The sequence below is a fragment of the Alishewanella jeotgali KCTC 22429 genome (assembly GCF_000245735.1).
In the GTDB taxonomy this organism is placed as follows: domain Bacteria; phylum Pseudomonadota; class Gammaproteobacteria; order Enterobacterales; family Alteromonadaceae; genus Alishewanella; species Alishewanella jeotgali.
In genome coordinates, this window is the sequence record NZ_AHTH01000047.1 from 23525 (window position 1) to 47640 (window position 24116).

Here is a 24116-nt window from a genome sequence, read left to right on the forward strand (position 1 = left end):
ACGCTTTTTTCTATGAGCAAATGGAGCATTCAACGCCTGCTGCAGGAGCACCTTGAGGGTTATCGGCAGCAATACGGCATGACGTTACATCAACATAAGGCAGCGCAAAGCCTGATGGCGTGTCGCACGGCGCGGATGGGCAGCCATGCCCAGTATTGCGAAGCCGGACACCTACAGGGCGTGTATTACAACAGCTGCCACCACAGAGCCTGCCCGCAATGTCAGGCGTTAAGCCGCGAGCGCTGGCTTGTATCCCGAGAGAGCATGCTGCTCGATAGCGTGCATCACCACTGGATTTTCACCTTACCGCACCAGCTAAACCCGTTATGGCAATTCAACCGAGACTGGTTTCAAGATGCGTTGTTTAGCGTGGTGAGTGCCACATTAAAGCAGCTGACAGCCGATCCGGTCTATCTTGGTGCGAAACCCGCCTTCCTGCTGGCACTGCACAGTTGGGGCCGTAAACTGGATTTGCATGTTCGGCGTCAACTATCTTGGCCGGTTCGCGTCAATTATGATGGCCGGTTAGGTTTTCGCATTTTATCTGGCTCCAGCCTGTTTTAACTGATGTTGTTTTCGATAGCTTTCCCCTTCTAATTCTATAATTGTCGCGTGGTGGATCAGCCGATCTATGGCCGCTACCGTCATCATGCTGTCCGGGAAGATCTGATCCCATGCACTAAACGGCTGATTGGCTGTAATGATCAGGCTGCCGCTTTCATATCGATGCGCGATAAACTCAAACAGCACCTGAGTTTCTGCATCGGTTTTTTTCACATAACCAATGTCATCAATGATGATCACCTGATACTTATCCAGCTTGCTCATCTCGCTCATCAGATCCAATTCGCGCTTGGCTTGTTGTAACTGCTGTACCAGACCGATAGCCGGAAACAGTTTGCAGCGTATGCCTTGTTCTATCAGCCGGTAACCCAGTGCATTGGCCAAGTGGGTTTTGCCGGTGCCACTGGGGCCTATCAGCAGGATGTTATCGGCATGATGCGCCCAGGACAGCTCTTGATGCAACTTAGCGATCAGCGCTTGATTTGCCCGGCTGAGCACGCTGTTATCCAGAGTGCTTAAGGTTTTTCCCGGTGCCAGCCTCCCTTCGCGTACCCAGCTTTGTGTACGCCGTGTAAAGCGCTCAGAGAGCTCGTATTCGCATAATGCCGCAAGGTAGTCACTGTGCGACCAGCCTTTTTCTACCGCGGTTTGCCAGAGTTTTTCATAGTGTCTGACGAACGCCGGCAGCCGTAATTCTTTGAGCAGTAATGCAACGGAGGAAGTCAAAATGGCACCTCCACATCGTGTTTCGCCTGGGCCTTCAATGACGTTAGCAGCGCATCATAACTTTGCAGGCTGTGCTGCTGACTCTTCAACTCAGGCGCACGTTGTGGTGTAAAGAAGCGCGCCTGGATAGCCTGGGTACTCTCAAATTGCCCCGCTCTGGCCTGCTGCAGCAGGGCTTCACCCAGCGCGTGTTCGCTATCATATTCACAGGCCAACCGTAGTACCGTGACGATCCATTTACAGGCCTCCTGTGCCGGTAAGGCATCATCCACTAACTGCCACAGCTCACGGTAATTGTCGTCAGGTAAGATGTTATCCCGCAGCTGCGAGAAACGAAACGCCTGCGGTTTAGCGGCCAGTGAGCGGATAATATGCCGGTAGTTGATACAACGTGCACGGCTTTGGCCGGGGGCCGGGTAAATTCGTGGCAAGGTCAGCGCCACTTGCTGGCCCACATAGAGCACCAGTTTGTCATGATACAGTCGTACCTGCAGGCGCTCGCCAATCAGTCGTGATGGCACGCTGTACACCACCCGGCGCACTTCAATGGTGGCACTACGGGTGACTTTAATGCTCAGTAAGGTGTAATCAGCAGCACCATACTCTGGTAAGGCCTGCAGGGCTTGCTGCTCTTCTAAAAAGCGGCTGCGTGAGCGCTGGTTTAGCTTGCCGACGATTTGATCAATAAAGGCCTGGTAGGCTTCGATACTGTCAAAGTCACTGTGGCCGCGAAGGAGCAGGTGCTGCGCCAGACGGCGTTTAAATGAGCCATTAGCGCATTCCACCACGCCATTCTCATGCGATTGCCCTAAATTATTCCTTGTCGGCGTCATGTTGTAATGCTCGCACAAGTCCTGATAGGCATCTGTCCAAACGTTTTGTGTATTGTTTCTGGCGGCACTGAGGCTATCGGTGCGGTGCTCCACCGGACAGCCACCGGCCTGCGTCAGCGCACGCTGTAAGCCGGTAGATAAGGCAGAATAACTCTCACCCCCCTGAACCACCGTCACTGAACGCCAGCCGCTATAAGCGAGTCGGAACTGATACAGTAAATGGGCAAAGGGCTGCTGCTTAATGGTAACCGGGCTATCAGGATGAGTGAAATCGGAGAAACCCTGTAAACCGGCTGGGGCTTGCTGGCGGAAGATAACCTCTTTCTCCGGGCCATGTAGCGCTTTCCACTGCTTAACCCGCCGCTGCAGGGTGCGCAAAATGCGCTGGTCATATTGGTCTGGGTAGTGCGCCTGCAAATGCTCCAGCAAAGTAATGGGCGTGAGCTCGGGCTTGGCGTTTAACAGCACAACCAATTCGGTTTCCCATACAGCTTCCAGTAGATCTTCGCGGGTGCGCCAATCTCTATCAGCTTTAACGCGGGGTAAGGTGTTGGACTGCTCAATACGTCGGGCAGTTCGGGTGGAAATGGCAGACTTCGCAGCAGCGATTTCTTGAGTCATGCCTTGTTGGCGATGCTGCATATACAGCTCCTCTTGTCGGTGGGTGATGTGTTGTCCAGGCACCTTGAACTCCGAACAGAAAACAAGGTACCTATTGTGACACCCAACCGGCCAAGATAATTGTCGTCAACCGGTCATCCTAATTGTCGCCGAACACATCCGCATCTCCATTGCCTGATAGCAGATGGAGGCCTGGATGAGGCAGGTAGCTGGCGTAAGCCCAAACGAGCGCGTTTTCTGCCCGCGCGGGTGATGGCGCAACAGGTACGGGGAAAGTTATTGGCACGACTTCGACAGGCTTTGCTCTCAGGGCAACTGCGCTTACCGGGCAGTGATGGCATGCAACACTGGCAAAACTTGTGTAACAAGCTGGGCCGGATAAATTGGGTAGTGCATTGCTGCAAGCCGTATGAGCATGGTCATGGTGTTGCCAAATATCTGGCACGTTATGTCAGTGGAGGCGCCTTTCAGAACAGCCAGTTACTCCGTGTTGGGAAAGGGAATGTGTGGTTTGGGTACCGCAATCATCGGACACAACAGCGCGAAACGACGTATTGCACAGTAAATGAATTTATCCGGCGTTTGTTGTTGCACCTGCCGGCGCCAGGTAAGCCGATGTTGCGTTATTACGGGTTGTATCATGGAAGTTGTTTGCCGTTGCTGAACCGGGCTAGAGAGCATTTGGGTCAAGCCGTGGTGATTAAGCCGCCGGCTTTAGACTGGTTAACGTTTATCAGTAAGTTTGCGGAGCTGCCGCGATGTTCACAATGCGATAGCATTTTACAGAGCGCGGTGGCGCTGAAAAAAATGGTGCATTAAATAAGGTAGGTATGATCTGAGCCTTTAACCGGGAGGATAAAGTGCGGCCGCAAATCAGTTTATGGTACAAAAGCTAGAGATATAATGATTGCCGTATTGTAATAAAAACGTTTAAATGGGTAGAGTGAAACGACTTTAATGACAGAACAGACGGCGTGATCCCCACAGGCAGGAGAACGGCAAGTTCAACAAGACGATGAATCAGGCGCTGGCTGGCATTTGTGTAGCATCCTCAGTTCAGGATGTTTTTTTAACGCCGATGTGGCGCCTATTATCTAAGCGTTAGCTGTGCAAGAGGAGCTATTTATGCTGGCGAATAGGCAAGAGTTAAACGCAAACTATGAACAATCCTTGTTTAGTGCGTTCACAAATTACCAGTTTGTCGAGTCATTACTTCGAGACTATATTGTAACTGCTTACGCGATTATAAAAATTAAAGTTTCCTTCTCAAATGTTATGGCTTTCGAATACAGTAAAAAAGATATTGAAACATTTGGGCTTGATAGGTTAAACAGTACATTCAAAAAGCTATGCCATAATAAAGCGCTTAGTGCGGCAATTAAGGAAGTTAGCCAGATAAGAAATGAATTAGCTCATGAAGCATTTTTTCAAAAATTCAAGGATCAGCTCAGCGAGGTCAGTGATGAACAGCTTTTTGAAAAAACATGCAAATTTTTAGACTGCAGAAGTAAGCTAGAGCCAATAATTACTAAATTGCTTAGAGAGTTAAGTCTAATCCAAGCAGAACTAAAATCTCTGTCTGGTTAATGTGATTACCAGTATCTAGTTCAACGTAAAGTGCCCAAAGTGCAAGCGAATATCTGTGTTAGCTCGCGTTGTGCGTTGAAATCAACTAAGGAAAGTTTCATGAAAAAGTTAGTGTCAATAATTGAGAATACTAGACCAGCTTACACAGCTGAACCGGTTACCAATGCAAAAGGTGTGATCGTAGAAATCTTGCTGGAGTCTATTGTTGCGTGGAGGGTTTCATATGATGAGTCAGATGATAGTGATTCGTCGTTTGCTGAGCCAATAACAATTCAATGTGGCTTGCCTTCGGAATACGCGATCTACTATTCCGATTCGGAACGTTGGTCAATTCCAGGAATAACTTCTGATAAAGGCTTAGATAAACTACTTATCTACTTCAGTCAAAATGCAAAAAAGAAAATGTAAATGCTAACAAGTTGCTAAATTTCGTTCCGGCCACAAACAGCGTGGCCTCCACTGGACTGCCTACGCTATGCTGCGGCAGCCAATTAGCAAAGCGTTAAGCAACGCGCATACAAGGGAGTGAAGTTTGGAAATCGTTTTATTCTTTATTTTAGATGTCGTGGTCAGCGGTTTCTTTTTATGGATTGCGGGTAAAGTCACGACTGTTCAAATCGGTTTTAAAGAGGGCTTGATTTGTATAGGAGCTTCATCAATTCTTGCTTTAATCCCTGGTGTAGGTTGGATTTTATCGATCATTGCCTTTTTCTATCTGCTTAAAGACTTTACAGGTGCAAATGTATGGCCTGATTTAATTTTACTGGTGCTAGTGACAAAACTTTTTAGCTTTATTGCATTCGTTGCTTTGGGGGTGATGTGAGGCTGCTTAACAAACGCCATCAAAACGCCACTGCGTGGCTCGATTCGCAACAAGTTGCTCGCGTTTTTGGCGGGCGTTAAATTTCAAGGAAACATCATGCAAGAGTCGAGGAAGCTAGAAGACTATCTGGTACAGAGGCCGAAGCCGAAGGGTATAGACGTGCTCTGTGGTCTGAAGCATTTCGCTATCATAACCTACGCTGTTCCAGCGGATAGGTTCAAAGGGATATTCCCAGACCGATTTCGACTCGATGTTGTAGAAATAGACGGCCAAGATATGGGGTTAATATCAGTAGTGCCTTTTATTGATGTTGATTTCACTTCAGCCGTGTTCCCCTTCCCGAAATTCAAAATGGGGCAAACAAACTATCGTATTTATATAATCGATACTGAAACTGGTGAGCGTTGCGTATGGTTCCTTGGCACAACGCTTGATTCGTGGACTTTGATGGTTCCTAGATACCTATGGAATTTGCCATGGCATGCAGGAAGGATAAGCTTTGATTGCTCCCTGAACGAATCAACCGGATTGTATGAAAAGTACCGGATGGAAACATCATCCAGTTGGGCTGAGGCTTCAGTTGAATTGGTACAATCAGAATCTGACGAACTAGATTTTCCTGGATTCCCTGATGTTGAGTCAGCATTAGTTTATCTTACACACCCTCTTGCTGGCTTTTATTATCGAAGAGACAACAAGCTAGGTACATATCGGGTGTGGCACAAAGAGCTGGAGGTTAAACCAGCCAAACTAAAGTCGGCTAATTTCAGGCTTTTGTCTGATTTGGGTATAGTTAAGGAACTAGAGCAAAGCGCCCCTTATAGCGTGTTAATAGAGCCAATAAATGAATTTACCATCTATTTGCCACCTACCGTTATAGGGTGAAAATTTAACAAGGCCAGGCACGGCGACGTCTTTTTCGTTGCGGCTTCGCCTTCACTACAAAGCCGCGTGTGCTGGCTGCGTTATAAGCCCTAACTTTTTGGTAATGCGATGAAAAAATATATTATTGGTTTCCTTGCTGGCTTTTTTATTACGACTTCAGCATGCTTTGTTGTGTTGCCAGTTGTACTAGAAGACAAATTTAAATTTGGACATGGGACAGGTTTTGCTGATGGACTAAGTGCTGTAGCAGATGAACTGGAACAGCATTATGGTTTATATACAGAAGCTGATGGACCATATGAAATAGTGTATGACATAAAAACTACAAGAGTTGTCATTATTGATGTTAGTGGCGTTAAATCTATAAAAGTTATCAAGTAGGCTGCTTATAACAATCGCCATCAAAAACGCGCCCGCTGGGCGACTCGCAACAAGTTGCTCGCGTTTGTGGCGGGCCTTATGCGCCAAGTATCGGATTAACATCCATACTTTTATTAAGAATACGGATGATTTTAATTTGTTGGCTGCCGATCTGTTGATAAAAGATGATGTAGCTACCTTGAGGGAATTTACGATATCCGATTCTGATATCATCGCATGTTTTACCGATGTAGGGGTTTTCTGCTAAAAGCCAAAATGAATCATCAAATTGTTTTAAATAGATATTTCGTTGCTCTTTTCCCCAGCGACGCTCGGTAAATAATGCGATATCTCGCAAATCAGTTTTAGCAGCAACGGTGAGATTAAATGGCTTCATCGAAAGTTTTTACTATCAAGTTCATTGATAAAACTATCGAGGTCATATTCTGCGTCACCGCTCTGTTCGCCTTCGACAAGTAGTTGACGCAGTGAGTTAAGTTTGGTTTCTTGGTTTTCGAGTAAGCGTAGCGCTGAGCGAATGACTTCACTCGCTGAGCCGTAACGCCCACTTTGGATCTGGCTTGCAATAAAGCTCTCAAAGTGTTCTCCAATAGTAATACTTGTGTTCTTGGCCATGTGTAGTTCTCCGGATACCAAAAGATACCTAATTATGGTATTGAGTGGGATTGTGAGCAAGACGCATAACAAACAAATTTTATCGCCAGCAAAAAACGTTGGCTGCGACGTCAACCCGTTGCGCAGCAAATCTGGGCGTTAACTTTCAAGAGGTTTGGATGCAGTTGAGAGACTACTATGACAGCATTCGACAGAAAACACTTAAAGAGTTGACGTTGAGCGGGCTAGCTTTCATTCACCTTAACGGGCGTGATTCAAATGAAATTTAGGGTGGAAGGCTTCTGTCAGCGTTGCCAGTTGTTATCGGGGAAATCCATATTTGCGAGTTGTTATCGCTCGTGTGCTATTTATTGGGGAACATTGATGACATCAAGATATCTTAGATTACTTATTACATTATTTTTTTTCGTTAGCGGTTATAGTTGGAGTAATGAGATTTATACCACAAAAGCTACGATTGAAGAGTTTTATACTGATGATGTAATTAACGACCACACTTGCAAGAGAGTGAAAGAGCTTGGTAATTCGACAGTCTCTGAGCAAGAATGTCGTGCGGCTTTAAGTAAGGTTTATGATAAATGCGCAGAACTTGCACTTACTTATTTTGGTGAAGTGCCGAATTCACCTGATCAAGCCGAGGAGCTTGTAAAAACCTTGATGTTGTGTCCAATTGCCTTGCAGCTGAATCATGAGGCCTATATAACTGATGCAGGTGTTCGCTACCGTTCATTGAAAAAATAATGGAACAGAATCACAGGCCTGTCTGGAAAAAGACCAATCCAAAGTTGATTTTGCAAGTGCGCTTTAACAAGACTAGTCAGGAAAGTTTTTTCACCGCGGCTTCGCCTTCATTGCAAAGCTACGCGTGTAGAAAGCGATAGAGGGCCATTTATGCACCCAGTTTTATTCGGCGTTTTCATCATAGGGACACTGCTTTTCTTATGCTATGTTGTCTACATTACTATAATGAGAATGGTTCAAGACAAGGTAGAGAGAGAAGCCGCAATAATTGACGGAATGGATATTGAACTCTCCCCAGGGGTTGTTGATGATGAACTGATACAAAAGCCCGGTTTGTATATTTTTTCAGGTGACAGTGATAGAACCAAATTGGTCTGCGAGAGCCCGACTTTAGAAATTATCGAAATACTCGTGAAATCGAATGACTGGACTGATATATCTTTTGTCATCTTAGCGTTTGGGCAAGGAAATTATATTGAGGTGAGTGGGTCGCTAGATGAAGGCTTTTCATCGTGCTACAAAGATGGTGACCATGAACTGTTCGCAAACACCTCTCCAGAATCTATTCAGGAGATGACAGATATATTTTGCGATTTTCTTCAAAATAAAAAAACTGCGGTTAAGAAATATGGCTTTTCTTAATATTGCCTTTAACAAGATGCATCACTCAAGGTCTGAGACCTCACTCTAACACGTTCGCATGCAGGCGCGGAGCACCAGGAATATCAAAGGTACTTAAACTCGAAATTAGTATTGAAAATTGCTCGCGCGGAACGATGTTAGATACAGTGGTAAAAATTGCTGAATTTGAACTATTTGCTAACGACGCTATTCCTGGATTATTTAGATTGGTGTCTGGTAAAGAAACACCAACTTACCTAAAATATATTTAAAATATATCAGAGCATTGCATGTAGTAAACTCCTGGCAAATGGCTCAAGTCGCTTGCTTCAAAATAAGCCGATTGCGTCGTGTCGCCGACAACCCGCGGCGAGACCGTGCTGCTGACATCAAATAATAAATCTTTATAAGGACGTAAAAATGAAATGGGTAGTTTTAGCTGGTGTTTTCATGCTGACTGGCTGCAGTGTCACCTCTAACCAACCTGCGACTGGGCACGCTGTTACAGCATCAGATACCATGGAGATTATCAGACATGCGGCTGCCTCTGCGCCAGTGGGAGTGACGGGCGAATATGTATTAAATATTAAAGCCGCCGGCAAACAAGGCCCTGTTGTGTATCTGAATACAGAACTCGACTATCGTGACCAACGCAACGTCACAGTTGCTTTGCACCCCAATATTATCCCGTTATTAAAAGCGCAGTACGGTGTGACGCCGGAAGAGTTTTTTATCGGTAAAACAATACGGGTAAAAGGGGATGCACAACGCGTCAGAATTGACTTTATCAATGCTCAGCGCCAACCGTCAGGTAAATATTACTTTCAGACTCATATCCGGGTAGCAGATATTTCGCAAATCGAGGCGGTTAAGGAAGGCGTTTGATAAGGCGTATTACTCGCTGCTGGGGGCAACTCAGATGGTTAGTTGCGAACTGGCAGGCTTATCGGTTATCTCATTGCAATTCGGTCTACATGCAATGGCGCGACGGTTCAATTCGCGGTGTTATGGCATTTTCTTGCAAAACGCAGTTAACTAAGCAAAGAAGTCATGACATCTGGAAAAACTTCCTAAGCTATATGGATGGCACGCCAGCTATCTTACCGGAGCCCGACACATCACTTTAATTTTTATAAAGCGATTTAAATGGATTTTAATGGTTTTATCTCAGAACAGACGATATCGCCTTTATCCAGCGCTACAATATTAGTATCCGTTACTTTATAAAATAGCAGGAGCTAATTATGTCTTGGTTGGAGCGCAAGTGGTGGTTTATGTCTATCACCTCTTTCCTCGGTTTTATTGCTACATTGCTGCTATTCAAAACAGCGGAATATTCGCTGCCGTTTTACAGCGGCAGCGCTTTATCGCAGTATGCGGTATTCTTTGCAACGTTCTTTTGCCTCCAACGCGCGCTCTCGCTGGGGATTTGGCTTGCAGTGCTGGTGTTTAACCCAAAGATCGCAATGCGTGAGGATTAATCATTTTTTGCGTAAAACGTTGCCGTATGGCACTGTGCAAATTCAGTGAACCGTCTAATTTGTGATTAGACATTCCGGATAAAGAGGCATTCTGCTGCTAATAAATACAGGGTGGCGGCAATATGTGGTGTTGTAGCCGCACTTGCCCATCCTGGCTGTATTGTATTGGGGCGCTTTATTTCAATCTGAGGTATGGCATTACGCAAATAGCGTGTCGCTAACCAGGCATTAGAGTAAATCTGTAAAAATATCTATAGTTATTGAAACTAATGTGTTGATTGGAAGGAGGAACACAACGTGGCCACAACTGCGCAAACAACAACGGCTCCACCAAATATCAATATTACGGCAGAATACTTGCGGCTGATAGAGGGGGCCGGTAGATTACTTAATTATGCAATACATAGCCTTCAGCAGCGTAATAAATCCGGCACCGACGATTTGCAAATTTCAGCCGACTTAACCATTGCAAACTTAGTGTCTGTGCAGGCACAGACAGCTGTGTCCTATGCGGCGTCAAGGCTTGACCCTGTTTCAGTAGCGGCACTCGGATATGAGCTGCGCTATATTAACGCCAATCTTCCGAGTGACCACACGTTCCTCCTTACCGACGAAGCAAACCTGGACGCTGCAGAAGATGCAAAAACGGGAAAAGACAGTTTGGAAGACCTGCTCGGCAAGTGGTTACCGAAATGGCTAAAAAACTTGCTTAAGGTGCTCAATGAGCTGCTTTCTATCGCCTTCAAGGCTTAATAACCGGCTTATGCACGGGCGCTGTTCTGTCGGTTTTTTTGTGGTGATGACCACGAAAAATTCCGTCTGTACTCTGTTGCCCTGGCGTTACATTATGCAGTATGGAGACTAAAGCTTTGAAGCCTCGGATTTCTGTTATCACACTCGGCGTAGATAACCTGGAGAACGCGGTCAGGTTTTACCGCGACGGTCTCGGGTTGCCGACAGCAGGCATTGTTGGAAAGGAATTCGAGTATGGGGCTGTTGCGTTTTTCGATCTCAGTGCTGGTCTTAAACTGGCACTTTGGCCGAGACAGAGCCTTGCGCATGACTCGGGATTACCACTGCAACGTCAGAGTGCAACAGCATTTTCTATCGGGCACAATGTGATGTCTAAAGCCGAGGTTGATGCTGTCATGGTGCAAGCTGAACATGCAGGCGCCAACATTGTTAAACCTGCAGCGGTAACGTTTTGGGGCGGTTACGCTGGCTATTTTCAGGATCTTGATGGCCATTTGTGGGAGGTTGTTTGGAATCCGCAGCTCCTGCCGGAGCAAGATGCCTAACCATCGGCTGTTATTGTCACAACAGCGCGCAGTTTATTCTTGGAGGAAAGTTGAAAAAAAGTTTTAAATTATCCCTGGCTGTCTTTTTAATCGTTGCATTGACTGCCTGTTCTCATAAAACGAAAAATGCCGTTGACTGGGATGTACTCCGACACGATATCGAGGCTTTAGCAACAGTGGCAACACGCTGTCTTGAGCAACAAACGACAAAATCTGATGCCTGCATTGATTTCGTCAGGCAGTACAAAGCTGGTGGTGCTGACAACATTAAAATATTTAGTGAAAATGCAACTGAGTTTCTGAAGCAAGATTTGGAAGCAGGGCTTGTCACCACGCAACATTTCATCGAGATTAGTAATGCATTTTTGTTCGTAGGTGGGTATCAACGACCACAATAATTGGTTTTGGTGTTCCCAAAACCAAAATATCGCGTTAACGTTTTTGCGGTCATGCCTGGCATGGTTTCAGCATGATTGCTGCAGCCAATATCACTTCATAACCCGCTAGAGAAGAAACCAGATGCTCACCAGACGAGATTTTCTACTTAGCTGCGCCGCCTCAACAACCTTGCTGGCTATACCGGCAATGGCGGCTACGACTGCCGCCAATGTCTCCGCCACCGGCCTGCCTTCCCGCCGTTTTGATGCTGCCCAAAGGTTACAGGCGCTTGAAGTAGGCCATGCCCGGCTGGGTGTATGCTTGCTTGATACCGCAACCGGCGAAGTTAGCGGTAATCGCATGGATGAATACTTTGCTATGTGCTCAACCTTTAAGCTGGCACTCGCCGCGGCCTATTTGCGCGAGGCGGATCAGGGCAGGCTAGATCTGGACGAAATGTTGCCATACTCTGAAGCTGACCTGTTACCCTGGGCACCGGTAACGCGTGAGCATCTGGCCAAAGGTGGTATGACTATCATAGCTTTGTTGCAAGCCGCCCAGCAGTTCAGCGATGGCGTTGCCGCCAATCTGATGGTGAAACGCTTGGGGGGCCCCGCTATGGTTACCGCTAAGTTTCGCGAAATGGGCGACAATATCACCCGGCTTGATCGCTATGAACCTGATCTTGGCTTAGTACTGTCGGCAGATCTGCGTGATACCACAACGCCGCGGGCGATGGCGCAGCTGGTGCAGCGGATAACCTGCGGTGAGCTGCTGCAACAAGACTCGCGACAGCGCCTGCTGCAATGGATGGAAAGCACCAATACTGGCTCGAAACGGCTGCGTGCCGGCCTTCCTGCCACCTGGCGTAGCGGTAATAAAACCGGAACCGGGCGGACCGAGGGCACGACCAATAAATATAATGATATCGCCATTACCTTTCCGCCGGGTCGCAGCCCAATTATTATCGCGGCGTATTTTGATAGTGGCGAATATACCGGGCAAATTGAAGATCGACATCAGGCTGTTCTGGCTGATGTGGGCCGGATCGCCGCTGAGTGGGCTTTGGCCTAGCTTGCTATACCAAACTAAGCAGGAGTGTGTATGCGGTACTTTGTAGGGTGGGGCAGCTTGCTGCTTATTGTCAGTATGCAGGCGGGCTGTAGCAGCATTCCTGTGTGCCGCACTGTTACTCCTATTATTCAGGCCGGCGATCCTGTGATCACGGCGCTGGCTGCTGAATTGCAGCGTGAGCATCTGGCCGGTACTTTCGATGGCCTGATATTGGTTGTGCAGGGCGAACAGGTGGTTTTTAAAACTGCCTATGGCTGCGCTGATCGGGGCGGAGTTATCGCAAATCAGTCGGCCGTGATCTCCGATATGGGCTCTATCGCAAAAACCTTTACCGCAGCGGCGGTGTTGCAGCTGGCGCAGAGCGGGCAGCTTAGCTTGTCTGATACCCTTGCACACTATTACCCCACGGCGCCTGATGCCTTAAAGCCCATTACTATCCAACAACTGCTAGGGCATAGTAGCGGTTTAGATAATTTCCATAACGATTCTGACTTTGAGGTAATGGACAAGGCGCAAGCCGAAGCCCGTATCTTAGCATTACCGCTGCTTGCCAGGCCGGGTGAAAAAGTTGCTTACTCTAACGCTGGCTATACCTTGTTAGCGGCTATTGTTGAAACAGTAAGCGGGCAGCCGTTTCAAACCTATATTCAGCAGCAGCTGCTAACACCACTCCAGTTAGATAACACCGGTTTTTATCAGGATCGCCGGCTGGCGCAGGCTAACCTTGCCCGCGGTTACGGTGGTGATGCGCAGGGTAGCACCACCTATGAAAAAGGTCTTACCTGGGCACTGGTGGGGGCCGGGGGGATGGTTAGCTCCATCGATGATTTGCAGCGCTGGTCGATGGCCCTTAAACAAGGCAGTCTCTTTGCTGCCGGGGCACCTAATTTGGTATTTAGCCCGGCAAATGAACGCTGGCTGCTCGGTAGCCTGGCGCAGACAAGCAGCGGCGACGAAGTGATTATCCAGATGGGCGGCAGCACTGACTATGGCTACACTGCCCTGATCCAGTTTATACCCGAACGGGATTTACTGCTGGTGCTGCTACTTAATGCGCATAACAACAAATATGCTAATGCTACCCATCATCGGCTAAGCAGAGAGCATATGCTACCAATTCTGCTTAGTCAGGCTGCACCTTTCACTGATATTTAAGTCGACAAGTTTTACGCTTTAACAGGAGCACAGGTTTGATGGATAGAATAACCGAGGCAGAAATAGCGACTAGCGTTAAAAAACATTACGGTATGACGCTACTGATAGCAATGGCGCCACTTATGATCTCACACTGATACTTAGCATCTGCAGGAGGATAAATCTACGATGACAGACGCCGCTAACACTGTGGCTGGTTCAGCCACAGGCAGACGCTGGTTGTGGCAGCTGGTTGCCTTGTTGTCATTAGGCCTGTCAGCCGTGGTTTTGCTGGTAGTGATAGGAACCTGGCGTGATCCAACGGCTAGTCTGCATGCAGCCGTCAGTGCAGCGCTCTGGACAACCTTTGGGCCGCAACTGCTGTTGCTGAGCCTGATATGCATAGTATTAAGTAGCTTTGGCTATCGCTTTGGTGCACGACGCGCCGGCATTCTGGCCTTGACTGCTGCGCTGTTATCTTCTGCCGGCTGCGGCTATATTGTCGCCCGGATAGTGGCGGCAACCTATGCGGCCGGTGGTTCGGTGAACCTGGTTTCCGCTTTGTGGTTAAAGCCAATGCAAACAACCGGGCCTGATCAGAGCAGGCTGTTGTCAGAGCGCGATGGCCAGCAATTGCGGGTTGCTATTTATCAGGCAAAAGCAGAGCACAACAAGGCTCCTGTTATGCTCTATATTCATGGTGGCGGCTTTATGACTGGTTCCAATATCGAAACCGATGCCGATCTACGCTGGTTCGCCGATCGCGGTTGGCTGGTGTTTAGCGTTGACTATCGTTTGTGGCAGCAAAATTTGGCAACCTGGGATCTGGCCGCGCAGGATATTAGTTGTGCCGCCGCCTGGGTCGCACAGCATGCAGCCGGTTTTGGCGGCAATATCGAACGGCTGGCGCTACTTGGTGACTCGGCAGGAGGCAATCTGGCGATTAATTATGCCTATGCGGCGGCGCAGGGGCGGCTGCGTTCGCCGTGTGGCGACGAGTTGCCTGTGCCACAGGCGGTGATCGTGCAGTATCCGGCTGTCGATCCGCTTGCAATCTATGAGCATGGCTTTGCGGTTCCCGGCTTTGAGCCAAAGATGCTGCTTCGTGGCTATCTGGGCGGTGATCCTTACCAGTATCCTGAGCGGGTACAGAGTGTCAGCTCGTATAGCTACCTTTCAGCGCTGGCTCCGGCGACGCTCATCATCGCGCCTGAGCAAGATGGGCTGGTTCCGGCATGGTCAGTGTACCGCTTTGCCGATTATGCCCGACTGGCGGGTGTCGATATTGAATTGGTGCGGTTACCTTTTGCCAGCCATGTTTATAATCAACTGGCAGCAAACTCGCTGGGTAATCAGGCCCGATTGACGATTACGGCGAGGTTTCTTGCTGAACAAGGCTTGGCGCCACAGGGCCAACGCTGAGTCGGACGGGCCAGGGGGCCGGGTTTGATTGCGGAGCGGCGCGAACTATTTAGCTTGCAGCTTAGTGGCAATAAACAGGGCTTCGACTTTTTCCCGCGCCCAGGGGGTTTTACGCAGAAATTTCAGGCTGCTTTTTACCGAGGGATCTTTTTTAAAGCAATTTAGATCAATCTGTCGGGCTAAGCCATCCCAACCATAGTGTGCGGCCAGTGCCGTGACAATCTGTTCCAGTGTTATGCCGTGTAGCGGATTATTGGCCTGGGTCATATTCGTTCCAAAAAAATAGCCACTCAAGGTGGCTATCTTAACAGTTCAGGTGGTATTACCAAAGCGCTGTTACAGCCGCTCTAATACGGCCTGGGTAAAGTCGGTGGTACCGAAGCTGCCGCCCAGATCGCGGGTAGTGCGGTCGCCGGAGGCAATCACATCCCGCAGTGCGGTCAGGATTTTCTCGGCTTTATCTTTCATTTCCAGATATTCCAGCATCTGAATTGACGCCAGGATCACTGAGCTGGGGTTAGCCAGATTTTTACCGGCGATATCTGGCGCACTGCCGTGCACAGCTTCAAAAATAGCACAATCTTTGCCGATATTGGCGCCCGGTGCCATACCTAAGCCACCGACTAAGCCAGCGCAAAGATCGGATAAAATATCGCCGAACAGATTGGTTGTCACGATAACATCAAACTGCTGCGGGTTCATCACCAGCTGCATACAGGTATTATCAACGATCATTTCCTGGGCTTCGATATCCGGATACTGCTGTGCCACTTCGAGCGCCGTTTTCAGGAATAAACCTGAGGTCGATTTCAGGATATTCGCCTTGTGTACTATGGTGACTTTTTTGCGCTTTTCACGGCGGGCCGTTTCAAAGGCAAATTCGGCGATGCGGCGTGCACCTTCTTTGGTGACAATGCTGGACGCCATCGCCGTTTGACCGTCTTCTGACAGGGTCTGACCGTGACCTGAGTACATCCCCTCGGTATTTTCCCGGATGGTGATAATGTCGATATTCTCGTAACGCGCCTTGGTGCCTTTAAAGGAAATTACCGGCCGTACGTTGGCGTACAGGTTGAATTTTTTGCGCAGCGTAACGTTAATTGAGGTAAAACCTTCGCCTACCGGCGTAGTTAACGGGCCTTTTAAGGTGATTTTATTGCGGGCAATCGCATCCAGTGTCGCCTGTGGTAATAACTCACCGGTTTTTTCCAGTGCGGTTAAACCGGCATCGACATACTCGTAGTTAAAATCACAACCGGCCTTCTCTAATACCTGAATGGCGGCTTCAACAATACTTGGGCCAATGCCATCACCTTTGATGACGGTAATCGTTTGCTTACTCATGGGGATCCTTAGCTGCAACATTTTTTTAATTTATGGCCAGGCTGGCTGGCGCTGAACGGCAGGATTATAGCAAAATCGTGGCCTGCAAGCCAGTTTGGCGGTCAGTCTGACTAGTCAAATCATTAATAAGCATTATTCATTTAATGAATAGTGCGACTTAGTCTAACGGACAGACAGGTTCTGCCAGCGTTACCAGCTGTTGTTGCCATTCTGCCAGGGTTTGAGGGGGTAGCTGTAATACCGGTGTGACGCGCTGGAGCAGAGTGGCCGTTACCGTTTGACTTACCGGGTAAAGGTAAAGACTAAATGTTAACTGCCAACACAGGCGCAATACCAGGCCGTAATGCTCCCGTGTATTGGTGTGGGGCAATTCTGCCGGTCGATATTGCTGCAATACTGCCTCTGCCCAAAGAGGCAGTTGATAATGCTGCAGTAAGGCAGCGCTGAGCCGTTGGCTGCGAACTGGTTCTAGCAAGTATTGCTGTGCTAATTCGGGTAGTAACCAACATTGTGCGGTGCTGCGACTAACAGGCACAGCGTTAAGACTAGGGTGGTGCCAAAGAGGTGCACTGCAGCAAGCGGCGATAACCCCAGCCTGCTGCGAGTTGATTGGCTGAGGTAGAAAGTGGCCGAGCAACAATAGGCTCTGTTTGAACACCTCTTGCAAGGCAGATAAAAAGGGGTGCTGACTATTAGCTTGCAGCTGTAAATACTGCATTAGCTCGGCATGGGCAACAGCCAGCGGCAGCTGGTTCTGCCCAAAAATAGCCAGCGCATGACGTATGCGGTTAACTAAGGTCTGTTTTCTGTTGCTATTACTGGCGTTGTCCAGCAAGTACTGCACCAAAATCGGTTGCTTTTCCAGTAACCTCACTTGAGCGTCCAGATCCTGATAATCGAGTTTCTGCAAAAGAGAATGCTCTAGCAGGTCTTTCGGTGTTGGGATTGCTCGATTGGGTAAGGCTTGGATTTGTATGCGATCCAGCCAGTGTTGTGGTAATAATCGGGCTGGTGCTAACAGCTGCAGCTCAGTGACAGCGAGTCGGTGTCCTTCAGTAGCAAAGCGTTGCTGTTCAGGCCAATATTGCAGGGCCAGGCAGTCATGGGCATCGCGCTGAAAAATCAACCAGTGACGTCCCACGCTGTCTAGCGCCAGGCGGCCGCAATAAAACAGAGCAGGCCCCAGCTGCACGAGTTGGTTGAGCTCGGCGAGTACGGTTTCATCTGTCGAATGCAGGATGAGCTCAACAACAATCTGATCCAGCGCTTTACCCAGTTGCTCAGACTGTTGTAATTGTTGGCCCAGTTGTAAGGCTAATGTCAGCAGAGGACTATCGTGGTGTACTTGCCAAGGGCGGCGTTTTTGAGTTGTGTGATAGCAACCTGCCAGCAGATTAGTTGTTAAACCGCCGATGTGGAGCTTTTTAAGTTTGGCGGCCAGGCGTAACGCTGCAGGGATCTTATGTGCTTCGTCACTACAGCCAGCCAACAGGGCTGACACTGCGATGGCATCACGACGTGCGGCAGGCCAGTGTTTCAATTTGCTCCATAAGGTTAACAAGACCCAACTTTTCAGTGCTCTGGACGGCGCTAAAGCCAGGTCGGCAGGTAGTATGGCTAATTGCGCCATAGCTGCGCCAAGTTGTTGCGTTGCAAGCTGTTGCAGCTCAGTATTGAGTTCAAAGGTAAGTTTAATACAACTCTGCAGCGCAGCTGCATCCTGGGCCTGAGCCAGTAATTGCGACAGGCGTTGCAGTTGTTGGTAAGCGCGTAGCCAGTTAACGGAGATCGGGGACATCAGACTTTTTCGCCCGATACTGACGCACGGCCTCTTCACCAATTGCTGCTAACTGTCGCTCAATAAACAGGAGTGCAGTGCATTCGTCTGTGGTGGTGATGCCATCGGCTGCTTTGCGATGGGTGCGGTAATACAGCAATTGATATACTTGATCTTGGTGGCGAAAAGCCTCGGTAATATCCGGGCTTCCCAGGCGGCTAATAAGATGCTCCTGTTGCACCGGGGCTTGGTCCTGAAGTCGGGCGATGAAGCGAGCATTAAAAGCTTCGCGATCCATCCAATTCATTTTTGACGGGTCATCAGGGTAAAAGCGGACTACCAGATACGTTACCAGCAGGTACAGCAGGATGCCCGTGAGCAGTAATAGCAGCAGTTTGAATATTTTCATCAAGTTGGCTCCGGCAATCTGATATCTTGCAAATTTAACCCCAATTCTAAATTGGTTTGTAATGCCAGTACTTGAGTGTAAATTAAAATATCGTGCTTTTGGTCGAGGATTTTTTGCTTTAGTTTTTTAGGACAATCCGGATGTAGTAATGCCTGATTTAAACTGGCACCCAATTGCATCAGTTCTTCCGCACTTTTGGGGCCGACACCGCTCACGCCTGGGATATTATTGGTGCTGTCGCCCACCAAAGCCCACCAGCTAAGTAACTTATCAGGCGCAACGCCGAATTTTTGCGTGACCTGATTGGCATCAATAAAATGGCGGGCAAAGGCGTCATAGATCAGGACGCCTTGCGTTAGCAGTGGTAAGTAGCCTTTATCAGTAGAAACGATAATGGCTTCCTGCTGGTGTAGCCTGACTTTGTTGGCAATAGTGGCAATAACATCATCAGCTTCAAATTCAGCCTGAAGAAAACACCGCATACCGTGCTGTTCGGTATCTTCCATGAGCAAAGGTAAAGCGGCGGCCAAAATAGCCGGCATAGGTTTGCGATTAGCCTTGTACAGTGGACATAGTTGTTGTCGCCAGCTGCTATGTCCACCGTCAAAGACCAGCAGCGCATGGCTTGGTTGTAAATCTTGGCGTAGCCTTTTCAGCGCTTGGCTCAGAACCTGGCGAGTATTACTGATGATTTGTTGTCGGGTGGTTTCTGCAATTTCTTCCGCTAACGGCAGGTATGGTCTCTCCTGCACCGCATATAAGCGGCGGATCAAGTTTAATGCATCAATCAGTACCACCCGTGCCATTTTTAACGCTCGATCCGATAACAGGGCTCATATTTGCTACCTGGCAATTTCATACGCCCTTGTTCTACAAATGCCTGAAGCAATTTATCCATCATTTGCATCAGCCGCGGTTCACCACTGAGCACAAAGGGACCATGTTGACGGATAGCCCGGATACCCTCATCTTTTACATTACCAGCGACGATACCAGAAAATGCCCGGCGTAAGTTTGCCGCCAGTCTGGCTTTATCTTGATCCAGGTGCAAGTCCAGTGCGGCCATATTCTGATGATTTGGGATAAAGGGTTGCTGAAATTCCGGCTGGATTTGCAAGGTCCAGTTAAAGTGATAGGCATCACCGACCGTCTTGCGATAGGTTCGCACCTCCTGACAGCCGGTTTTTAACCGCTTCGCTACGGCTGCCGGATCGTCGATAATGATTTCGAACAGATCTAAAGCGGCTTTACCCAGCGTTTGCTCCACAAAGTGGGCGATTTCAGTAAAGTAGGCCGCACTACTAGCCGGACCGGTTAGGATCACTGGTAACTGCTGTGCCTGATTGCGCTCATCCAGCATAATCCCCAGCAGGTATAACAGTTCTTCAGCGGTGCCGACGCCACCTGGGAAAATAATGATACCGTGCGCCACCCGGACAAAGGCTTCCAGCCGTTTTTCAATATCCGGCAGGATCACCAACTCGTTGACAATGGGGTTCGGCGGTTCGGCAGCGATGATACTTGGCTCAGTAAGGCCCAGGTAACGACCGTTACGGATCCGTTGTTTGCTATGGCCGATAGTGGCACCTTTCATCGGACCTTTCATGGCGCCAGGGCCGCAACCGGTACAGATGTTCAGACCACGCAAGCCCAGTTGATAGCCAACCTCTTTTGTATAATCGTATTCGATTTCTTTAATAGAGTGGCCGCCCCAGCATACGATCATGTTTGGCTCACATGTCGCATCTATGGCACGGGCATTACGCAAAATGTCGAATACGCTATGGGTTAGATGAGCGGCGTTGTTTAAATCTAACGGATTAGCCGCAGCGCTGTGGCGCGTATGATAAAACAAAATATCCCGTAGCACGGCAAACAGATGCTCATGAATACCTTTGATAATTTGGCCATCGACAAAGGCACTGGCTGGTGGATTGTTCAACTCAATTTTGATACCACGTTCGCGGCTGAGTAAGTTGATGGAAAAATCCTGATACTGCTCATAGATTTCTGCTGAACTGTCCGTTTCACTGCCAACGTTTAGTACGGCCAGTGCACAATTTCTAAATAGCTGAAAGGTCTCCCGTTCAGTATTCTGTTGCAGGCGTTCGACTTCCAGTTGTGAGAGTAAATCCATGGCCCCGAGAGGGTTTAAATGCACTTGCATCAGCTTGCTCCTGTTATTTTGGCCGATAGTCAACGGGTAACTACCCGATCCCGGCCAGCCTTTTTGGCTTGATAAAGTGCCTGATCTGCTCGTTCAAACGCAGTTTGTAACGAGTCCCCATGCTTAAGTTGGGTTGCACCTAAGGATATGGTGATAGGGACACTTTTATTTTTGAACTTAAAGGGTATCGTTTTAATTTTTTCCCGGATCAGATTCAAGGGCTCTGCCAGGTTGCTCAGTTCGGTATCGGGTAACAGAATAACAAATTCCTCGCCACCATAGCGGGCGATAAAGTCGGTTTTCCTGATGGCTTGTTGTAAGGTTTTTGCGATAACTTTTAAGGTTTTATCCCCAGCGCTATGGCCATAGTTGTCGTTTATAGTTTTAAAGTGATCAACGTCAGCTAATACAATGCACAAAGGTGTGCCAAAGCGTTGCCAGCGTTTAAATTCTAACTGCAGACGCTCGTCATAAGCCGCCCGGTTAGCGATTCCGGTGAGGCTGTCTCGCAAACTCCGAAAGTTTTGTTCGGCGATGCGTTGCCTGAAACCTTGGGCTTCTTGCTCCAGCTCTTTGACTTTTTGCTCCAGCGCCGAGAGGATTTGCTGGATCTGGGTACGTTGTTGCTGCTCGAGAGCTTCACGTTCCTGTAATGATTGTGTTAGCTCGGTCATGCGTGAGACAACCAGTTGTTTTAGTTGCTCAAGTGATTCGGCCTGCTGGCTTTGTGTGCCTAAATGGTCAATTTGGGCCTCGATTTTCTGATTAAGCTGCGCCAGCTTAGCCGCCAAATGTCCGGAGTTTTGTAGGGAAGACTCAACAGCTTGTTGCACACTGGCCAGTGCATCATTCAGGCGTAATAAAAAGTTTTCAGCTGACAGACGTTCCTGATTAATGCCCCGAACAATAATCTGAATAGTACGGATACAGGCGTCCAGTAACGCTTCTATTGATAACTGTGTTAACAGGCTACTTTTCAGCTCGGCAATCTCGGTTGCACTGTTGCCACTAAAAGACAGTTCGCTGAGTAAATTAGTTAAATCATGGGTGATCTGGCGACACAGATGCGCCAGGCGTTGTGGTTCAAGGTCCTGCTGCTCCGATTGTTGTCTGGTAGCCAGAGTGTGCTGGTACAGTTGTGTCAGTTGAGTGAGGTGCGGTAAATAAGTATGGATAGTCGGCGCCGGTTGCTCAAGCTGGCTCAGCAGTTGCCGGAGATCTCTGCGCAGTTGATCAGGCAGCCCCTTTTGTTGTTGTAATAAGCGTCCTGCCTGAGTTAATTCAGATTGTACTTGCCGCAGCGCTTGTTGCTGACGTTGCTCAAGGTGTTTGATATGGTCGCTGGTCTCGTCAATAAACGGCAGCAACTTCTCCAGATCCGCATTGCGGCCTAATTCAACTCGGAGCTTTGCCAAGCGGTTGTCCAATTCAAGGTCTACACCTTTACTTAGAAAGGATAAGCGATGGACAAATTGTGCCAGGAGTTTAAATTGCTTTTCGTAGGTATATTCCAGAGCTTTACGTGCGCTAATGGCTTCACTAAGTTGTTGTTTCAGATCTTGCTCTGACATATTCATCTGAATTCTGCTTTCCCGACAACAGCTGCTGATACTGCAGTATATCTTGCTTGATATTAATACGATAGTTGTTCCTGCTGTCAGCGCAAGGCAGTATCGCATCTAAATTATCTGGCGGTCGGTTGCGTTGGTTGCTGTTGATGAGGTTATTAATCTGATGAGGAGTGCGAAATAACGTCAGCTTAACGTAGATAAGAAAAACAGCGCCATTGGCGCTGTTTTCAGACTGCTGACAAAGTCCTGGACGCCGATCCAGGACTTTGATCTAATAAGGTTAGTTGATTTGAAGGCTAACCATCATGCTCAAAACTCCCTCTCCTCAACAATATCAGTTAGAAATGGTCACGCTCGAAGAGCTGGTACCGAAGAACCATTTGGTTCGCAAGGTCGATGCCGCCATTGATTTCGAGTTCATTCGTGCTGAAGTCGAACATCTCTACTGCAAAGATAATGGCCGTCCGCCGATTGACCCTGTCCGTTTGTTTAAGATGATGATCCTCGGCTATCTGTTTGGCATTCCCAGTGAGCGTCGTCTGGTACAGGAAATTCAGGTTAATGTGGCTTATCGCTGGTTTTTGCGGATGGGATTAACCGAGAAAGTGCCTGATGCCTCCACGCTGAGCCAGAATCGTATTCGTCGTTTTAACGGCACGGATGTGTTTCAGCGTATCTTCGACCGGATAGTTGAACAGGCGTATGAGCAGCGTCTGATTGGTGGTCACACGCTTTACACTGACAGCACACATTTAAAAGCCAATGCCAATAAGCGCAAGGCGGTGAACAAAGAGGTGGCGGTCAGTGCATCGGCGTATATCGCTGAGCTCAACAAGGCGGTTGAAGAGGACCGGTTAGCCCATGGCAAAGCGCCACTGAAGCAAGATGACTCGAAGGAGCCCGAAACCAAAAATCAAAAGGTCAGCACAACCGACCCTGACAGTGGCTTTATGACGCGGGAAGGCAAACCACAGGGCTTCTTCTACCTTGACCATCGCACCGTGGATGGCCGCCACGGCATCATCACGGATACCTTCGTGACGCCGGGGAATGTGCATGATAGCCAGCCCTATCTGGCCAGATTAGACCGTCAGCTTGAGCGCTTTAAGTTTAGTCCGATAGCCGTTGGTTTGGATGCGGGCTACTTTACTGCACCGCTTTGCCATTTAATCCGGGAGCGGCAAATTGCACCGGTTATTGCCTACCGTCGTCCCAATGTCACCGCTAATCCGATTAAGAAGAAGCAATTTACCTACGATAAAACAACCGATACCTATCGTTGCCCCCAAGGTGAAATCCTGACTTACAGCACGACAGACCGTCAGGGCTACCGGCATTATCAATCTAACCCTAAAGTGTGTCAGGATTGCCCGCTACGTCAGGACTGCACGAAGAACAAGCAGTATAAGAAAACGATAACCCGGCATGTCTGGGAAGAGGATAAAGAGCATGTGAGTGGTTTGCGGCTGCTGTCGTGGGGTAAGAAGATTTACAACCGACGAAAAGAGACGGTTGAACGCAGCTTCGCAGACGCAAAACAGCATCATGGCCATCGCTATGCACGGTTCCGTGGTCTGGCGAAAGTGCAGATGCAGTGTTTACTGGCGGCGGTAGCGCAAAACATCAAGAAAATGGCCTTGCTGGCCTTTTTATCGCTTTTTTAT

General features: G+C 48.4%; 30 protein-coding genes. 19 read left to right on the plus strand and 11 right to left on the minus strand.

Annotated elements, in window-relative coordinates; genetic code table 11:
- Positions 1–12 precede the first annotated feature (12 nt).
- Positions 13–564 carry an IS91 family transposase gene (locus AJE_RS13785; RefSeq protein ID WP_008951353.1) on the plus strand — a complete coding sequence of 184 codons (552 nt, stop codon included), beginning with the start codon at positions 13–15 and terminating at the stop codon, positions 562–564.
- On the opposite strand, the gene istB is transcribed toward AJE_RS13785, so the two are convergent.
- Both istB and istA read right to left on the minus strand, forming a co-directional pair.
- A complete protein-coding gene (istB, locus tag AJE_RS13790) occupies positions 541–1290 on the minus strand; it encodes an IS21-like element helper ATPase IstB (RefSeq protein ID WP_008950844.1) in 750 nt (249 codons plus the stop codon). The genes AJE_RS13785 and istB overlap by 24 nt on opposite strands.
- Positions 1287–2807, minus strand: a complete 1521-nt coding sequence (gene istA, locus AJE_RS13795) for an IS21 family transposase (protein WP_193353312.1) — start codon at positions 2805–2807, stop codon at positions 1287–1289. The genes istB and istA overlap by 4 nt, the downstream gene beginning before the upstream one ends.
- Positions 2808–2864: 57 nt before the next feature.
- On the opposite strand from istA, the gene AJE_RS13800 reads away from it, so the two are divergent.
- The 6 genes from AJE_RS13800 (at position 2865) to AJE_RS13825 (ending at position 6420) form a co-directional block, all read left to right on the plus strand.
- Positions 2865–3563, plus strand: coding sequence for an IS91 family transposase (locus tag AJE_RS13800; protein ID WP_083835116.1), 699 nt, complete (start codon positions 2865–2867; stop codon positions 3561–3563).
- A 306-nt stretch (positions 3564–3869) separates the two neighbouring features.
- Positions 3870–4331 (plus strand): hypothetical protein, encoded by a 462-nt coding sequence (locus AJE_RS13805; protein ID WP_008951355.1) that lies wholly within the window; start codon positions 3870–3872, stop codon positions 4329–4331.
- Between the two features lie 99 nt (positions 4332–4430).
- Positions 4431–4739 carry a hypothetical protein gene (locus tag AJE_RS13810; RefSeq protein ID WP_008951356.1) on the plus strand — a complete coding sequence of 103 codons (309 nt, stop codon included), beginning with the start codon at positions 4431–4433 and terminating at the stop codon, positions 4737–4739.
- A 124-nt stretch (positions 4740–4863) separates the two neighbouring features.
- A complete protein-coding gene (locus AJE_RS13815; RefSeq protein ID WP_008951357.1) occupies positions 4864–5154 on the plus strand; it encodes a hypothetical protein in 291 nt (96 codons plus the stop codon).
- Positions 5155–5250: 96 nt separating this feature from the next.
- Positions 5251–6039 (plus strand): DUF2071 domain-containing protein, encoded by a 789-nt coding sequence (locus tag AJE_RS13820; RefSeq protein WP_008951358.1) that lies wholly within the window; start codon positions 5251–5253, stop codon positions 6037–6039.
- 108 nt (positions 6040–6147) lie between these two features.
- Positions 6148–6420, plus strand: a complete 273-nt coding sequence (locus AJE_RS13825) for a hypothetical protein (protein ID WP_008951359.1) — start codon at positions 6148–6150, stop codon at positions 6418–6420.
- A gap of 76 nt (positions 6421–6496) precedes the next feature.
- Here AJE_RS13825 and AJE_RS13830 read toward each other — a convergent pair whose 3' ends face one another.
- Both AJE_RS13830 and AJE_RS13835 read right to left on the minus strand, forming a co-directional pair.
- Positions 6497–6796: a type II toxin-antitoxin system RelE/ParE family toxin gene (locus AJE_RS13830; protein WP_008951360.1), complete on the minus strand. Its 300-nt coding sequence runs from the start codon at positions 6794–6796 to the stop codon at positions 6497–6499.
- The gene (locus AJE_RS13835; protein WP_008951361.1) at positions 6793–7035 is read right to left on the minus strand and encodes a type II toxin-antitoxin system ParD family antitoxin; all 243 of its coding nucleotides are present in this window, start codon (positions 7033–7035) and stop codon (positions 6793–6795) included. The genes AJE_RS13830 and AJE_RS13835 overlap by 4 nt, the downstream gene beginning before the upstream one ends.
- A 363-nt stretch (positions 7036–7398) precedes the next feature.
- Between AJE_RS13835 and AJE_RS18485 the strand changes: the two genes are divergently transcribed.
- The 11 genes from AJE_RS18485 (at position 7399) to AJE_RS13885 (ending at position 15184) form a co-directional block, all read left to right on the plus strand.
- Positions 7399–7776, plus strand: coding sequence for a hypothetical protein (locus AJE_RS18485; protein ID WP_138984244.1), 378 nt, complete (start codon positions 7399–7401; stop codon positions 7774–7776).
- A gap of 150 nt (positions 7777–7926) precedes the next feature.
- The gene (locus tag AJE_RS13845) at positions 7927–8418 is read left to right on the plus strand and encodes a hypothetical protein (RefSeq protein ID WP_008951363.1); all 492 of its coding nucleotides are present in this window, start codon (positions 7927–7929) and stop codon (positions 8416–8418) included.
- A 399-nt stretch (positions 8419–8817) separates the two neighbouring features.
- Entirely contained in the window at positions 8818–9282 is a 465-nt protein-coding gene (locus tag AJE_RS13850; RefSeq protein WP_008951364.1) for a hypothetical protein, read from the plus strand.
- Positions 9279–9524, plus strand: coding sequence for a lysozyme inhibitor LprI family protein (locus AJE_RS18910; RefSeq protein WP_083835117.1), 246 nt, complete (start codon positions 9279–9281; stop codon positions 9522–9524). The genes AJE_RS13850 and AJE_RS18910 overlap by 4 nt, the downstream gene beginning before the upstream one ends.
- Positions 9525–9641: 117 nt before the next feature.
- The gene (locus tag AJE_RS13855) at positions 9642–9878 is read left to right on the plus strand and encodes a hypothetical protein (protein ID WP_008951365.1); all 237 of its coding nucleotides are present in this window, start codon (positions 9642–9644) and stop codon (positions 9876–9878) included.
- 297 nt (positions 9879–10175) lie between these two features.
- On the plus strand, positions 10176–10631 hold the full coding sequence (locus tag AJE_RS13860) for a hypothetical protein (protein WP_008951366.1): 456 nt from the start codon (positions 10176–10178) through the stop codon (positions 10629–10631).
- Positions 10632–10747: 116 nt separating this feature from the next.
- Positions 10748–11176: a VOC family protein gene (locus tag AJE_RS13865; RefSeq protein WP_008951367.1), complete on the plus strand. Its 429-nt coding sequence runs from the start codon at positions 10748–10750 to the stop codon at positions 11174–11176.
- A complete protein-coding gene (locus AJE_RS13870) occupies positions 11140–11574 on the plus strand; it encodes a hypothetical protein (protein WP_237709364.1) in 435 nt (144 codons plus the stop codon). The genes AJE_RS13865 and AJE_RS13870 overlap by 37 nt, the downstream gene beginning before the upstream one ends.
- Positions 11575–11695: 121 nt before the next feature.
- On the plus strand, positions 11696–12628 hold the full coding sequence (gene bla, locus AJE_RS13875) for a class A beta-lactamase (protein ID WP_008951369.1): 933 nt from the start codon (positions 11696–11698) through the stop codon (positions 12626–12628).
- 30 nt (positions 12629–12658) lie between these two features.
- Positions 12659–13783 carry a serine hydrolase domain-containing protein gene (locus tag AJE_RS13880; protein ID WP_008951370.1) on the plus strand — a complete coding sequence of 375 codons (1125 nt, stop codon included), beginning with the start codon at positions 12659–12661 and terminating at the stop codon, positions 13781–13783.
- Positions 13784–13951: 168 nt separating this feature from the next.
- Positions 13952–15184, plus strand: a complete 1233-nt coding sequence (locus AJE_RS13885) for an alpha/beta hydrolase (protein WP_008951371.1) — start codon at positions 13952–13954, stop codon at positions 15182–15184.
- Between the two features lie 45 nt (positions 15185–15229).
- On the opposite strand, the gene AJE_RS13890 is transcribed toward AJE_RS13885, so the two are convergent.
- The 7 genes from AJE_RS13890 to AJE_RS13920 form a co-directional block, all read right to left on the minus strand.
- Positions 15230–15451 carry a VF530 family protein gene (locus tag AJE_RS13890; RefSeq protein ID WP_008951372.1) on the minus strand — a complete coding sequence of 74 codons (222 nt, stop codon included), beginning with the start codon at positions 15449–15451 and terminating at the stop codon, positions 15230–15232.
- Positions 15452–15520: 69 nt separating this feature from the next.
- On the minus strand, positions 15521–16528 hold the full coding sequence (locus tag AJE_RS13895; protein WP_008951373.1) for an isocitrate dehydrogenase: 1008 nt from the start codon (positions 16526–16528) through the stop codon (positions 15521–15523).
- Between the two features lie 157 nt (positions 16529–16685).
- Positions 16686–18326 carry a hypothetical protein gene (locus AJE_RS13900; RefSeq protein ID WP_008951374.1) on the minus strand — a complete coding sequence of 547 codons (1641 nt, stop codon included), beginning with the start codon at positions 18324–18326 and terminating at the stop codon, positions 16686–16688.
- Positions 18307–18714, minus strand: a complete 408-nt coding sequence (locus tag AJE_RS13905; protein ID WP_008951375.1) for a DUF3192 domain-containing protein — start codon at positions 18712–18714, stop codon at positions 18307–18309. Before AJE_RS13905 ends, AJE_RS13900 begins: the two co-directional genes overlap by 20 nt.
- Positions 18714–19520 carry a flap endonuclease Xni gene (xni, locus tag AJE_RS13910; protein WP_008951376.1) on the minus strand — a complete coding sequence of 269 codons (807 nt, stop codon included), beginning with the start codon at positions 19518–19520 and terminating at the stop codon, positions 18714–18716. The genes AJE_RS13905 and xni overlap by 1 nt, the downstream gene beginning before the upstream one ends.
- Positions 19521–19522: 2 nt before the next feature.
- The gene (ppnN, locus tag AJE_RS13915) at positions 19523–20881 is read right to left on the minus strand and encodes a nucleotide 5'-monophosphate nucleosidase PpnN (RefSeq protein WP_008951377.1); all 1359 of its coding nucleotides are present in this window, start codon (positions 20879–20881) and stop codon (positions 19523–19525) included.
- Between the two features lie 29 nt (positions 20882–20910).
- Positions 20911–22458 carry a sensor domain-containing diguanylate cyclase gene (locus AJE_RS13920; RefSeq protein WP_008951378.1) on the minus strand — a complete coding sequence of 516 codons (1548 nt, stop codon included), beginning with the start codon at positions 22456–22458 and terminating at the stop codon, positions 20911–20913.
- 299 nt (positions 22459–22757) lie between these two features.
- Between AJE_RS13920 and AJE_RS13925 the strand changes: the two genes are divergently transcribed.
- Positions 22758–24116: IS1182 family transposase (locus tag AJE_RS13925; protein ID WP_008950654.1), on the plus strand; the 1359-nt coding region annotated here is incomplete at its 3' end.

Bases quoted from the DNA above. Each gene is read 5' to 3' on its own strand.
- AJE_RS13845 (WP_008951363.1), top strand. From the start codon at position 7,927: ATGCACCCAGTTTTATTCGGCGTTTTCATCATAGGGACACTGCTTTTC.
- AJE_RS13850 (WP_008951364.1), top strand. From the start codon at position 8,818: ATGAAATGGGTAGTTTTAGCTGGTGTTTTCATGCTGACTGGCTGCAGT.
- AJE_RS13880 (WP_008951370.1), top strand. From the start codon at position 12,659: ATGCGGTACTTTGTAGGGTGGGGCAGCTTGCTGCTTATTGTCAGTATG.
- AJE_RS13905 (WP_008951375.1), bottom strand. From the start codon at position 18,714: ATGAAAATATTCAAACTGCTGCTATTACTGCTCACGGGCATCCTGCTG.
- AJE_RS13805 (WP_008951355.1), top strand. From the start codon at position 3,870: ATGCTGGCGAATAGGCAAGAGTTAAACGCAAACTATGAACAATCCTTG.
- AJE_RS13890 (WP_008951372.1), bottom strand. From the start codon at position 15,451: ATGACCCAGGCCAATAATCCGCTACACGGCATAACACTGGAACAGATT.
- xni (WP_008951376.1), bottom strand. From the start codon at position 19,520: ATGGCACGGGTGGTACTGATTGATGCATTAAACTTGATCCGCCGCTTA.
- AJE_RS13785 (WP_008951353.1), top strand. From the start codon at position 13: ATGAGCAAATGGAGCATTCAACGCCTGCTGCAGGAGCACCTTGAGGGT.
- AJE_RS13855 (WP_008951365.1), top strand. From the start codon at position 9,642: ATGTCTTGGTTGGAGCGCAAGTGGTGGTTTATGTCTATCACCTCTTTC.
- AJE_RS13885 (WP_008951371.1), top strand. From the start codon at position 13,952: ATGACAGACGCCGCTAACACTGTGGCTGGTTCAGCCACAGGCAGACGC.
- ppnN (WP_008951377.1), bottom strand. From the start codon at position 20,881: ATGCAAGTGCATTTAAACCCTCTCGGGGCCATGGATTTACTCTCACAA.
- AJE_RS13835 (WP_008951361.1), bottom strand. From the start codon at position 7,035: ATGGCCAAGAACACAAGTATTACTATTGGAGAACACTTTGAGAGCTTT.
- AJE_RS13825 (WP_008951359.1), top strand. From the start codon at position 6,148: ATGAAAAAATATATTATTGGTTTCCTTGCTGGCTTTTTTATTACGACT.
- AJE_RS13920 (WP_008951378.1), bottom strand. From the start codon at position 22,458: ATGAATATGTCAGAGCAAGATCTGAAACAACAACTTAGTGAAGCCATT.
- AJE_RS13900 (WP_008951374.1), bottom strand. From the start codon at position 18,326: ATGTCCCCGATCTCCGTTAACTGGCTACGCGCTTACCAACAACTGCAA.
- AJE_RS13895 (WP_008951373.1), bottom strand. From the start codon at position 16,528: ATGAGTAAGCAAACGATTACCGTCATCAAAGGTGATGGCATTGGCCCA.
- AJE_RS13830 (WP_008951360.1), bottom strand. From the start codon at position 6,796: ATGAAGCCATTTAATCTCACCGTTGCTGCTAAAACTGATTTGCGAGAT.
- AJE_RS13820 (WP_008951358.1), top strand. From the start codon at position 5,251: ATGCAAGAGTCGAGGAAGCTAGAAGACTATCTGGTACAGAGGCCGAAG.
- AJE_RS18485 (WP_138984244.1), top strand. From the start codon at position 7,399: ATGACATCAAGATATCTTAGATTACTTATTACATTATTTTTTTTCGTT.
- AJE_RS13810 (WP_008951356.1), top strand. From the start codon at position 4,431: ATGAAAAAGTTAGTGTCAATAATTGAGAATACTAGACCAGCTTACACA.
- bla (WP_008951369.1), top strand. From the start codon at position 11,696: ATGCTCACCAGACGAGATTTTCTACTTAGCTGCGCCGCCTCAACAACC.